This window comes from Synechocystis sp. IPPAS B-1465, assembly GCF_003015225.1.
Classification (GTDB): domain Bacteria; phylum Cyanobacteriota; class Cyanobacteriia; order Cyanobacteriales; family Microcystaceae; genus Synechocystis.
The window spans coordinates 1,004,810-1,017,543 of record NZ_CP028094.1; the positions used below are offsets into that span (position 1 = coordinate 1,004,810).

General features: G+C 48.4%; 11 protein-coding genes and 1 pseudogene. 3 read left to right on the plus strand and 9 right to left on the minus strand.

The genetic code is table 11. The features are described from left to right. Positions 1-12: 12 nt before the first annotated feature. From C7I86_RS04735 to C7I86_RS04760, 6 genes and pseudogenes are all read right to left on the minus strand, one after another. Positions 13-282 carry a DUF1830 domain-containing protein gene (locus C7I86_RS04735; protein ID WP_041432077.1) on the minus strand — a complete coding sequence of 90 codons (270 nt, stop codon included), beginning with the start codon at positions 280-282 and terminating at the stop codon, positions 13-15. Between the two features lie 263 nt (positions 283-545). Next, positions 546-1,370: pseudogene (locus C7I86_RS04740) on the minus strand (ABC transporter ATP-binding protein); the annotation flags it as partial. A 54-nt stretch (positions 1,371-1,424) separates the two neighbouring features. Then, positions 1,425-3,437, minus strand: coding sequence for a nitrate ABC transporter ATP-binding protein (locus C7I86_RS04745; RefSeq protein WP_010872120.1), 2,013 nt, complete (start codon positions 3,435-3,437; stop codon positions 1,425-1,427). Between the two features lie 74 nt (positions 3,438-3,511). Beyond that, positions 3,512-4,339 (minus strand): nitrate ABC transporter permease, encoded by an 828-nt coding sequence (gene ntrB, locus C7I86_RS04750; RefSeq protein WP_010872121.1) that lies wholly within the window; start codon positions 4,337-4,339, stop codon positions 3,512-3,514. Between the two features lie 85 nt (positions 4,340-4,424). Continuing rightward, positions 4,425-5,765: a CmpA/NrtA family ABC transporter substrate-binding protein gene (locus C7I86_RS04755; RefSeq protein WP_010872122.1), complete on the minus strand. Its 1,341-nt coding sequence runs from the start codon at positions 5,763-5,765 to the stop codon at positions 4,425-4,427. A 135-nt stretch (positions 5,766-5,900) separates the two neighbouring features. Further along, complete coding sequence (locus C7I86_RS04760) at positions 5,901-6,950, minus strand: anthranilate phosphoribosyltransferase family protein (RefSeq protein WP_010872123.1); 1,050 nt, start codon at positions 6,948-6,950, stop codon at positions 5,901-5,903. 215 nt (positions 6,951-7,165) lie between these two features. Here C7I86_RS04760 and C7I86_RS04765 point away from each other — a divergent pair, with 215 nt between their 5' ends. Then, a complete protein-coding gene (locus C7I86_RS04765; protein ID WP_010872124.1) occupies positions 7,166-7,810 on the plus strand; it encodes a histidine phosphatase family protein in 645 nt (214 codons plus the stop codon). Here C7I86_RS04765 and C7I86_RS04770 read toward each other — a convergent pair. The 3 genes from C7I86_RS04770 to C7I86_RS04780 all read right to left on the minus strand — a co-directional run bounded on the left by C7I86_RS04770 (position 7,807) and on the right by C7I86_RS04780 (position 10,587). Then, positions 7,807-8,079, minus strand: a complete 273-nt coding sequence (locus tag C7I86_RS04770) for a septal ring lytic transglycosylase RlpA family protein (RefSeq protein ID WP_010872125.1) — start codon at positions 8,077-8,079, stop codon at positions 7,807-7,809. The two genes, C7I86_RS04765 and C7I86_RS04770, sit on opposite strands and share 4 nt — an antisense overlap. Before the next feature lie 156 nt (positions 8,080-8,235). After that, a complete protein-coding gene (gene ftsZ, locus C7I86_RS04775) occupies positions 8,236-9,528 on the minus strand; it encodes a cell division protein FtsZ (protein ID WP_010872126.1) in 1,293 nt (430 codons plus the stop codon). A 249-nt stretch (positions 9,529-9,777) separates the two neighbouring features. Continuing rightward, positions 9,778-10,587 carry a cell division protein FtsQ/DivIB gene (locus C7I86_RS04780; RefSeq protein ID WP_010872127.1) on the minus strand — a complete coding sequence of 270 codons (810 nt, stop codon included), beginning with the start codon at positions 10,585-10,587 and terminating at the stop codon, positions 9,778-9,780. A 114-nt stretch (positions 10,588-10,701) separates the two neighbouring features. On the opposite strand from C7I86_RS04780, the gene ctpC reads away from it, so the two are divergent. Both ctpC and C7I86_RS04790 read left to right on the plus strand, forming a co-directional pair. After that, entirely contained in the window at positions 10,702-11,973 is a 1,272-nt protein-coding gene (gene ctpC, locus C7I86_RS04785; protein ID WP_010872128.1) for a carboxyl-terminal processing protease CtpC, read from the plus strand. 47 nt (positions 11,974-12,020) lie between these two features. Then, complete coding sequence (locus tag C7I86_RS04790; protein ID WP_010872129.1) at positions 12,021-12,686, plus strand: Uma2 family endonuclease; 666 nt, start codon at positions 12,021-12,023, stop codon at positions 12,684-12,686. Positions 12,687-12,734: the final 48 nt, after the last annotated feature.

Below are 12,734 nucleotides of genomic sequence, written 5' to 3' on the forward strand. Positions count from 1 at the left end.
ATTAGTTGACCACTAATTGACCAAAAGATGAATACAGTTAATACGATTGGTCGATATTTGATCGCAGTGAAAAACTTTAATAGTTAATTTGTCCTGAGGGCTAGCCCAAAATAATAACTGTTCGCCAGGAAAAATCAGTTTTTCCTTATTCCAGGTGCCATCAATAATTATCTGCTGTAATTTATTGCCACTATTGCGATAGTAGCAAAGCTGATTATCACTGTCATGGATCGAGTTGCTAGGAGGTGAGAGGGAATGATCAAAGTTGTTAATAACTGACATTTTTTTAAAAACTAATAGTAAGTCGACAGTTGGACAAATTGGTGGCAATTAATGGTAACAACGGCAAAAATTTAGCTAATCCAGATAGTTCAAGACCCTTCCATGGATTCCACTGAGGGGGTAGGGCCACCATCACCCTTAGAACCAAAAGTTTGCACCAAACCAACCCCGACTAAGGCGATCGCCACTAGTCCTAGGGCTCCCGCCATAACTTTTTTGAATAGCAAACCGGGATTGGGTTTATCTTCTTTGAGGTCATCATCATCGTCATGGGCATAACGGTGAAAGAGAAAATCAAGGGCATAATTCCGCAGTTGATAATATTTTGGATCATCGGTAATTTGACTGCGGTTGCGGGGACGGTCAAAGGGAATATCTAAAATTTCACCAATTTTGGCGCTGGGGCCATTGGTCATCATCACTAGGCGATCGGCGAGGAATAAAGCTTCGTCAATGTCGTGGGTAATCATCAACACGGTCAGATTATTTTCCCGCCAAATTTTTAATAACTCTTCCTGCAATTCCTCCTTAGTAATGGCATCCAAAGCCCCAAAAGGTTCATCTAAAATTAACACTTCTGGGGAAATAGCTAAGGCTCTGGCGATCGCCACCCGTTGTTTCATACCCCCGGAAATTTGCCCAGGTTTTTTCTGAGCCGCTTCCGTTAAACCCACCATTTCGAGGTAATGGGCTACCAATTCTTCTTTTTCCGTTTTAGATTTATCTGGGTAAACCGATTCCACCGCCAGGGAAACATTATCATAGGCAGATTTCCAAGGCAGTAGGCAATAATTTTGGAAAACCATCATTCGGTCAGGGCCCGGGGCAGTAATTAACTGATTTTTCAGCTTAACCGTGCCTTGGGTGGGTTGATTAAAGCCCGACACCATATTTAAGAGGGTAGATTTACCGCAACCGGAATGGCCAATGATGCAAATAAATTCCCCTTCTTTTACCTCTAAGTTAACCCCATCTAAAACCGTATAGGGCCCCTGGGCAGTGGGATAAACTTTACTGACATTTTCAATGGCTAAAAAAGCGGTTTTTTCTTCGGTCAGGATAGGGTCATTGACATTCATTGTTTGCATGACATTTAGAAGAATAGATATTTCAAGGTTAAAAAGAGGCGACAAAAAGCTGATCTATTGATTAACTTGATCAATTTGGTCGATGAGAATTTCTGTGACTTGAATATCCCGGTGAATGGTGAAACGTTTAATGTAACCAAGGGGATCATTCGGGGTGAAAACCATGCCATCAAACAGGGAAACATTGTGGTGATCACCTTCTAAATCTGGCCACCCTAAATGGCGACAGGCTTCCCCAAATAGGTCAGGACGGCGTACCCGTTCAATAATTTCCACCCAGTTTTTAGGAAAATCAATGTAACCCCAACGGGCTAATTGGGTCAGAATCCATAACCCTTCACTGCGGGAGGGATAGTTAGATTGCTTGACATAAAATTGATTGAAGTCCAGCAACATTTCCGCTTCTGCGTCATTTCCTTGATCATATTCAGTCAAAAAGCCTGGACTGATATATTCCGTGGAGGTGCCGACATATTGAGGCAATGCCAAATAGTCTAGAATTTCTTGGCGATGACGGCGATCGTCACAATATTCACAGGCTTCCAACAGAGCTTTAACCAGGGCTAAATGGGTGGCTGGATATTTATTGACCCATTCTTCCCGCATTCCTAAAACCTTTTCCGGATGACCGTTCCAAATGTCTAAATCCGTGGCAATAACATAGCCTAAATTCTGTTTAACAGCATAGGAATTCCATGGTTCCCCCACACAAAAACCGTCAATATTGCCAGCTTCTAAATTAGACACCATTTGGGGCGGTGGTAGGCGCATTAAATTAATATCTTGGTCTGGATCAATACTGCCAGAAGCAAGCCAATACCGCAGTAACAGATTTTGCATAGATGCGGGGTGAACCATGCCCAGGGTGGAAACTTGATCGGGAGTTTCTGCTAGCTTTAACCGTAAATCTTCGAGGGTTTTAACCCCCGCTTCAGCAAACTTTTTGCTGAGGGTAATGGCATTGCCGTTGCGACTCATCACCATGGCCGTAACCATGGGTAAAGGGGTTTTCCCCCCCATGCCTAGGGTTAGAGCTAGGGGCATACCCGCTACCATTTGGGCTCCGTCTAACCGTCTTTCCCGAATGCCGTCGGCGATCGCCTGCCAACTGGGTTCTTTCACCAGGTTAACTTGCTCTAAACCATGCTTTTGGAAGAAACCTTTCTCTTTGGCTACCACTAACGGGGCGCAATCGGTGAGGGGGATAAAACCTAAGTCCAGATTGATTTTTTCCAGGCCATTGCCCCCCATGGCCTCGGCAAACTGACTGACCGCCCCAACTTTTTTAGCCCGTTTTTGTTGATTGAGGAAATAAACCATTTCCCCCCGCAGGGCGTAGTAACTGGGATGGTTGACCACTTCCAAACGGTGACGGGGTCGAGGAATGGGCACTTCCAAAATTTGCCCAATGTGGGCTTCGGGCCCTGTGGTTAACATCACCACCCGGTCAGAAAGTAACAATGCTTCGTCCACATCATGGGTGACCATAATGCAGGTTACGCCACTTTCTTGGACAATTTCCATTAACCGTTCCTGGAGATTCCCCCGGGTTAAAGCATCCAAAGCCCCAAACGGTTCATCCAATAATAAAACCTTAGGACGGGTCGATAATGCCCTGGCGATCGCCACCCGCTGTTTCATGCCCCCGGACAATTCCCCCGGTCGTTTATGGGCTGCCCGTTGTAACCCCACCAGGGCAATATTGTCGTCAATAATTTTTTCTTGTTCTGGTTTGGGCAGATCCCGCAGAACTCGATTCACAGCCAGGGCGATATTTTGTCGCACCGTCAACCAAGGCAACAGGGAGTAGTTTTGAAACACCACCATCCTTTCAGGGCCAGGCTCGGTGATTTCTTTCCCCTCCATGATGACCCCGCCAAAGGTGGGCTTATCTAGCCCAGAGATCATGTTCAACAAGGTAGACTTGCCGCAGCCAGAGTGACCAATCAAGGAAATAAATTCTCCCTGACTAATTTTCAGCTCAATGTTTTTGAGGGCAATGTAACGCCCCCCGTCGGGGAGGGGAAAAATACGGTCAACATGATCAATTTCAATGAAGGGCATCATAGTTAGTCCGGGGGTGACAAATCAAAAATTGAGAACTAGTAGCTAGGAAAAACGGCCTTCCTATGGATGTTTGGTCACTTTTGCTCCGCTGGGACCACTAAACTTTCCAGAAAAGCGATAAAACGATCTAGCAATAAACCGACAATGCCCACATAAATTAAGGCAATAATGATTTCACTGATCAGGGAGCTGTTATAGGCATCCCAGATAAAAAAGCCAATGCCCACACCACCAATCAGCATTTCCGCTGCCACGATCGCCAACCAGGAAAGACCAATGCCAATGCGTAGGCCAGTGAAAATGTAGGGCACTGCTGCCGGGAATAGAATATTGAAAAAGTATTGGCTTTTGGAGAGTTTTAGAACCCGGGAAACATTCCGATAATCCTGGGGAACCTGTTGAGCTCCCACCGTGGTGTTGATGACGATGGGCCAAATTGCCGTAATGAAAATAACGAAAATGGCCGAAGGCTCTGCTTCCTGCAAAGCCGCCAGAGCAATGGGCAACCAGGCCAAGGGAGGAATGGTTCTTAGAACCTGAAAAATTGGATCGAGGGCATCATACATAAATTTGCTACTACCAATTAAGATGCCTAGGGCAATGCCCACCACCGCCGCCGCACTGAAGCCCACTGCCACCCTGGTTAAACTGGCAAAAATTTGGATGCCTAAACCCTTGTCTGTGCCACCATTGTCAAAAAAGGGATTGAGAATTAAAGGATAGGTTTGTTCTAAGACCTGCACGGGACTGGGCAGATTAGAACCTTCTCCGGAGCAGAGAATCTGCCAAACCACCAACAAAACGGCGATCGCCACGGCGGGACGAATAACCTTGGGACTGTAAATGAAACTGAGGGGATTTTTCTTGCGGCGGGGACGGAGCCCAGCGGTGGAACTAGCCATAATTTTTACCAAAAATAGTTGATTGAACTGCAGCAATTACAAAAGTCAAGGGGGTACTTTTCCCCAGGGGGCAAATCACTGGGAACTAAGCTTTAATAGACTTAATTTTCAAGCTGTCCAGATAGGCCTGGGGATTTTCTGGATCGAAGGTTATGCCGTCAAAGAAAGTCTCAATTCCCCGGGAAGGACTACTGGGAATTTGATCTGCTGGTACCTCCAACGCCTGGGCTGCTTCTCGCCATAGATCTTCACGATTGACTTTATCCACAATGGCTTTGGTGTCCGTACTCGCTGGCAAATAGCCCCAGCGAATATTCTCAGTTAAAAACCATTGGTCATGACTTTTATAGGGATAGGAAGCATTATCGACCCAATATTTCTGCATAATTTCTTGATCTTCAAAGGTTTCTTGGCCATTGCCGAAGTTATAAATACCTTTGGAGCGGTCAATAATATCTTCAAAGGGAACTTTAAACCATTCCCGTTTAGAGAGAATTTGACACATTTCTTCCTTATTCTCTGCCTGGTCACACCATTGCTGGGCTTCCATCACCGCCATTAACAACGCTTTAGCAGCTTTGGGATTCTGATCTACCCAATCGGCCCGCATGCCAAACGCTTTTTCGGGATGATCCTTCCAAAGTTGACCAGTGGTTAATGCCTGATAGCCGACTCCTTGGTTAACAGTTTGTAAAGGCCATGGTTCACCAACACAGAAAGATTCCATGGCGTTAACTTTAACGTTGGCCACCATTTGGGCGGGGGGAACCACAATGGTAGAAAAATCTTTACCTGGTTCCATGCCTCCAGCGGCTAACCAGTAGCGAATCCACATGTCGTGGGTGCCGCCAGGAAAAGTCATGGCCACTTTAGGATCCGTTACTTTGGCAAAGGCTTCTTTGAGGGGAGCAGCGTCGGTACCCACTTTTAAGTCTTTATAATTATTGCCCAACTGAATGCCTTGGCCATTGACATTTAAGCGGGCCAAAATGTACATCGGGGTTGGTTTTCCATCGGTTACAGTGCCCATGGTAATGAGGTAAGGCATGGGGGTAAGAATATGGGCCCCATCAATACCGCCACTGGCGGAACCCAATACGAGGTTATCTCTGGTAGTACCCCAGGAAGCCTGCTTCAACACTTCCACATCCGGCATGCCATATTTGGCGTAAAAACCCTTTTCCTTGGCAATAATCAACGGGGCAGCATCGGTTAGGGCAATAAAACCCAATTTGGCGGTGGTTACTTCCGGGGCATTCTCCCCCTCGACTAAAGGACTAATGGCTTGATCCGTGCTGGACCCTGTACCCGTCCCGGTGGATGTGGTGGTGGGGGAAGTACAACCATGGAGAACCACTCCTCCAATAGCGGCGGCCCCTGCGGTAAACATGAACTTGCGTCGGGTGCTTCGGGAAAAATTACTCATAGTGTAGGCAATAACTAAGGCCAGAAAGGGCAACTGCTGACGATCACATTCCTAGACTGGATTTTTTCCTTGTAAATATTTGTATAGTTTGTAACTAATAATTAATTTTCATGCGATTACTGCATTGGTGCTGGCTTATTTTGCATATAACTGCAGTCGATGCCATTGTTGTTTGACCAGACCGTCGTCAATGAGCTTTTCCGCTTTGGCGATCGCCGTTTCTAGATTGGGAGCATCCGTATGTTGCCAGAGATAAAAAGCACTGTTCCAAATTAGGGCTGACCGCAGGGGAGTTTGTTCCCCATTCAAAGTGGCTTGGGCCAACTCAAGATAATCAACCAAATTAGTCCAGACCGGATTTTTCCCCCCCAGACCAAAATCGGCGGCGTGGAGTCGCAAACGGGTCAGGGCGTTTTCTGCCTTGGTCAAATCGTACAAACCAATGATGGCTGTGCGCTCCTGGGGCAAATCACAGCTTCCTTCCAAACCTTTCACTGTGGTGAATGTACTAACGCCTCGTAGACTGAGAGCCTCAGCAATCATATTTTCCGTGGGGGGATGGACAAACCCCGCCACCACATGGTGTTTACCGGCATAGGGAACCCAAATTAACTCTAGGGTTGCCAGGGGAGGGCGTTTGCCGATTTCTTCCCGGTAAATTACCAACTTCTGGGCTTCAGGAAAATATTTGGGCAGATAAACAAAACCCACATTAGTTTTTTCTAAAATATCCTGTGTGGCCAACAGAGATGGCGATCGCCAATTCACTCCTAGCCCTTCCCACAACTCCACCAGGGGAATTCCTTCCTTTGTGGGCATCCGATCACCGCCATGTTGAATTACCGGACAACCCGCCGTTGCCAGCACCAGGGCTGTGAGAGGTCCCACGGGACAGGTGCGATCTCGGCCATCGTAGGGTTGACTAAGCACAATTACCGTTTGACCAGAGCTAAGGGCAGGAATTTTGGGTCCCCATTGCTCAAAGGCATCCAGCATCCCTGCCAATTCAGTTCCTGTGGGACGTTTAATACGATGGGCAATCAAAAAAGCACCAATCTGGGCCGGGGTAGCTTCCTGGGTTAACATCAACTTCATGGCCTGGGCCGATTCTTCCCTGGTCAAATTTTTGCTGGTATGGGGACCACTACCCACTTTTCTTAATAGCTCTCGAAATTCCTTGCTCATAGTTCCGCAAAAATGGGCAGTTTAGGTGTGCTTCGCAAAGATTTTTTATAGCTTTTTACCCAGGGGACAAAGGTGATTTTGGCTACCGATCAACTTTTGCAAGGCTGGAAAACTCTTGGGCACGAAAAAACAGAGTATTTATGTACAATGGGAGCAGGCAGAGCCAAGCTCTCACTCCTCTGTAATCTTTAATATTGTTGCTTTTCAACTCGGCCATGGCCCTCAAACTTTATTTCCTGCGCCACGCACAAACCGCCTACAGTGCCACCGGAGGCTATTGTGGTACCCCGGAAAATGACCCTGGCTTGACCCCAGAAGGAATTTTAATGGCCAAGGAATTTGCTGAAGCCTACGCCCAACACCCCTGGCAAGCAGTTTATGTTAGCCCTTTGCAACGGGCCCGCCAAACAGTCCAACCCCTATGCGATCGCCTAGGTATTGAAATGCAGATCCGCCCTGGCCTAAGGGAAGTGGCCTATGGAGAATGGGAAGGACTCCATCCCGACGAAGTTTACCAAAGGGACCACGACCTTTATATGCAATGGCTCACCGATCCAGCTTGGAACTCTCCCCCCGGTGGAGAAAGGGGCATTGACATCGCCCGCCGGGGCACTAGGGTGCTAGAGGAAATTGAAGACCGCTTCGATGATGGCAATGTGTTGTTGGTTTCTCACAAAGCCACCATCCGCATCCTACTCTGCTGCCTCCTGGGCATCGACGTAGGTCGTTACCGAGACCGTTTTGCCATGCCCGTCACCGGACTGAGCGTGGTGGAATTATCTTCCCGGGGACCGCTCTTTCACTGTATTGCGGAACGGTCTCACCTCAGCCCCTATTTACGTAGTTTGCCCAGCACCTAGAGACGGGTAATGCTTACGGGAACCCGGCCTTTGCGGGGGTTAGCAATTTGTTGGAAAGCAGAACGGCTGAGGTCGATGGAGCAGTTACAACGGTCACTCACCGTCACTACGACCGATTTCCCCGTACGGCGATTGGTTACCCTAACTCTGGTTCCTAGGGGCAGACTGGGGTGGGCTGCCACCATGCGACCGTGGTTATAGACTTGGCCGTTGGCCATCTTCCGCCCTACAAACTGATTGCCATAGAAAGTGGCGGATTGGGCCATCACCGGCAAAGGCAATACCAAGGGAATTAGTAGGCTAGCAAACAAAAAGCGCAAATCGATCAACCTCTTTAGTTTGAGACAACAATTAGAGGTTAGTAGTGTAGCCTAAGAGACTTTCTTGGTCAAATTATTTGGTTCCCACCAGTAATCCTGGGGAACCTAACGGCGGGGAAAACGCCGCTTCTGGAGAAAATCAGGAATGTCTAACTCCGGGGCCATGGGAATTTCCCCTAGGGGATCTTCTGGTGTTGTTGTTGATGGCACTGTCTCCACTCCGGCAGGGGGGCCGCTGAGCACAGGTTTGCTGCTGGTTTTTGCTTGGGGTTTTTCTTTTTCACCGTTGAAGCCCGTGGCAATGACGGTAATTCTCATTTCTCCCTGCAGGCGATCGTCAATCACCGCTCCAAAGATGATGTTGGCATCGGCATCCACCACTTCATAGATAATTTCAGCCGCAACATTAACTTCGTGCAGGGTCAGATCGGTTCCACCAGTGACATTAAATACGACTCCTTTAGCTCCCTGGATAGAAGATTCCAACAAAGGAGAGGAAATGGCCGCCGTGGCCGCCTCCTTGGCCCGGGACTTGCCGGAACCCACCCCAATGCCCATTAATGCGGAGCCAGCATCGGCCATCACCGCCCGCACGTCCGCAAAGTCCACATTCACCAAACCGGGGATGATGATAATGTCGGAAATACCCTGTACCCCCTGGCGCAGAATATCATCGGCTACCCGAAAAGCTTCCTGGAGAGGAGTTTCGGCGGGAATAACCGACAAAAGTTGGTTATTAGGAATCACAATTAGGGTATCGACCCGCGATTGGAGAGCATTAATGCCTTCCTCAGCTTGCTTAGCCCGTCGTCGGCCTTCAAAGGTAAATGGACGGGTGACAATGCCCACCGTCAAACAGCCCATTTCTTTGGCCACCTCGGCCACAATGGGAGCTGCTCCAGTGCCAGTGCCGCCCCCCATGCCCGCAGTAATAAAGACCAAATCCGTACCCTCAAGGGAACGGGCAATTTCATCCCGGGATTCCTCCGCCGCTTTTTGCCCGATCGCCGGATTACCACCGGCCCCCAAACCCCTGGTGAGTTTTTGGCCAATTTGAATACAATCCGGGGCGTTCGTATTAGTTAATGCCTGGGAATCGGTATTAATTGCCCAAAAGTCGATGCCCGTCACCCCACTGGCAATCATACGGTTGACAGCATTGCAACCGCCTCCCCCAACGCCGATCACTTTAATTTTGGCAATGTTACTAGGCACAATCTGATCCCTTTTTAGGTTAGGACTAGGGCTGGCAAAAGTAGGTGTTTCTACCAAAGCCTCCAACGGTTCATTGTCAACGATGGAGGACGAAAATAAATCATCTAACCCCTCCGTTCCATCATTGAGACCACTACCGGTAAAACCTATGTTATTTAGGGGTAAATCATTATTGAGCGTCATTGCAGGGGGGAAGTATTAGGGGAGCAAAATGAGCAAATTCTTAGGGCGCAAAAGCAACCACAGGGAGAGCAACGCTTCCGAAGCAGCAGGGTATTGAAGCCTTTTTACGACGACAGAGATCCCCTCGCCCAAGCACAAATCCCAGCGGTCTATCGTCCCTACACTAGGCATATTGAGCAAATTTGTCAATGTGAATCTGAGCTTTTTCCCTCTATCACGGGAGAATGGCTGGAGTGGAGGGTAAAAATATTAGGGTTTGTTGACGGCTGCTTTTTCCTTGGGGGGTTGGGGACGAAGTTGAATGCTGGGACTGTCTGGATTTGTGAGGTCAATAAATAGTAAACGTTCCTTGGGCACCCGACTGGGCAAATTCTGCATTTTTTCTAAAACCTGTACTTGTTGCCCGAAGCGAGAGAGGTCAGAACCTATGAAAACTAAACCTAAATCCGTTGTCAGACTTATGTTACTGGGGTTGTTGCCGTTAATAATCCGGATATTGACAGGGGACTGTTGAATCAGAATTTGATGGGTTTGCCAAAAACTGCGGTATTGGGGGCCGTAGCCCAAAAATTGCGGGGTTTGGGGCAGGGTTTTTCTGACCGCCTGGCTGTAGAGGGAGGCAGGAATATAATTTCCTTCCCCGTCTAAATAGCCCGGACCCTGATCCGCCACGGCGATCGCCACCGGTTGTCGTTCCTGTACGGCCACATTTACCTGGGCCGGAAATAACTGTCTAGTGACTTCTACTCTCAGGAGGGCCGGATTTTTTGCCAGTTCATCCCCCAAGGCCTGGGTAGAAAGTTGCCAAACCGCCTGGGGATATTCCAGGTCTAAATCTTCGTATAACGTTTCCCTAGAGACTAGCTTATTGCCCAAAAACTCCACTTGGCGATCGGAGCGGATAGACCATTCTGGCCAGCTCATCACCCACACCATGCCCCCCGTCAAACCACAAACACAGACAAATTGCCAGCAGGAGCGCAGACGCTTCCAACGCCTCTGCCACATCAGTTGTTCCCGGCGATTTTTCAGGGAATCAGACACAACTAAATCCGTCATGGGAGTTCAATAACCATCATCTCTGAAATGTTATAACCTAGGAATCAAGGACTCTAAGCACCGCCCTAGGGTTTATTTTCTTAACTAATCTTCACCAACTGTCCGGTAAATCCCATGTTGAAACAAAAACGCAGTCTGATTTTGGGAACTACAGCTCTGTTATTGACAACAGTGGCGGTGACGGGGGTTGGGTTGCGATTGGCCCGCTCCCAGGGCTACCTACAGGATAATCCCAAGGAGCTGGTTGACGAAGTTTGGCAGATTGTCAACCGCACCTATGTAGATGGTACTTTCAACGGTGAGGATTGGGTAGCGGTTCGCCAGGATTATCTAACACGGGACTACAAAAACCAGGAAGAAGCCTACACCGCCATTCGGGAAATGCTGGAGAAGCTAAATGACCCCTACACTCGCTTCATGTCCCCCGATGAGTTTCAATCAATGCGTATCGACACTTCCGGTGAATTGACCGGGGTGGGTATTCAAATCACCCAGGACCAGGATACGAAGAAAATTGTGGTGGTGGCTCCCATCGAAGATACCCCCGCCTACAACGCTGGCATTCTTTCTAAGGACGTAATTACCAAGATTGACGGTAAGTCCACCGATGGCATGGAAGTAGATGACGCAGTGAAGTTAATTCGGGGTAAGCCCGGCACCAGTGTGGTGCTCACTATTGAGCGGGAAGGGCAGGCGATCGAATATCCTTTGACCCGGACTTTAATTGAAATTCATCCAGTGCGGGCCCAAGTGGAAGATATTAATGGTGCCAGGGTTGGTTATATCCGTTTAAATCAATTCAGTGCCCAGGCTTCGGAGGAAATGCGCCAAGCAGTGCAGAAATTGGAAAAAGAGAATGTGGTGGGCTACATTTTCGACCTGCGTTCCAATCCCGGTGGTTTGCTTTATTCCAGTGTGGATATTGCTCGCATTTGGTTGGATGAAGGGGGCATTGTGTCCACCGTCGATCGCCGAGGGGAAGTGGAACAACAAAGTGCTAACAAGCGGCAGTTGAGTAACCGTCCCCTAGTGGTGTTGGTGGATGGTGGTTCCGCCAGTGCCAGTGAAATCGTCTCCGGGGCCTTACAGGATAATCAACGGGCCGTCATTGTGGGCACCAAAACCTTTGGTAAGGGATTAGTACAATCGGTGCGGGAATTGGGGGATGGTTCCGGTATGGCAGTGACGATCGCCAAATATTTAACCCCCAACGGTCGGGACATCAATAAACATGGCATCGACCCCGATGTGGAAGTAGAACTCACCGACGCCCAGCGGAAGGAATTGCAACAAAATCGGGAAAAAGTAGGCACCCTGGAAGACCCCCAATTTGCCAGGGCCTATGAAGTGCTAATGCAACAGGTGAACAAAACCGCTTCTAAGTAGCTTAAGTAGGTTGAACGAGCTTGTACAATTTCATTCGGTAAAAGTCTATGGTTCAAACTGCCCTACTTCCCCTCGACTTTCCCGATCTATATCCGGAATCCGACGGTAAACCCATGGCTGACAATACCCTGCAGTATCACTGGATTGTCCGTTTGGTGACCAATCTTAAGCATTTATTTCAGGGCAAAACAGTCTTTGTAGCGGGGGATTTACTTTGGTATCCCGAACAAGTGGCCAGTCCCCCCGCACCCTGCCAGGCACCCGATGCCATGGTGGTTCTGGGAAGACCTGATGGGGAACGACACAGTTACAAACAATGGGAAGAAGACCATATTGCTCCCCAGGTAGTATTTGAAATTCTTTCCGAGAGTAACAGTGCCAGGGAAATGCTCCATAAGCAAACGTTTTATCGGCGGTATGGAGTATTAGAGATGTTCTTTTACGATCCAGAGTCCTATGACTTTTGGGGTCAGGCGCGTTCCCACCCAGATGCAGAATTTAAAACCATCACCCTGCTCAATTTTCCCTGGACTTCTCCAACCCTAGGAATTCGCTTTGAAATGTTTGCCGATGGCTTGAAACTGTTTTTCCCCAACGGAGAGCCATTTAAAGATCCAGAAACCCTTTTTGAAGAAAGGGATCAGGCTCAACAGGAAAGAGACCGAGCTTTTGCTAAATTGCGGGAATTGGGTATTGACCCTTCTACCCTGTAAATTACCGTTTAGATTGGAACAATTATTCCACTAAGACTATCTGACGTG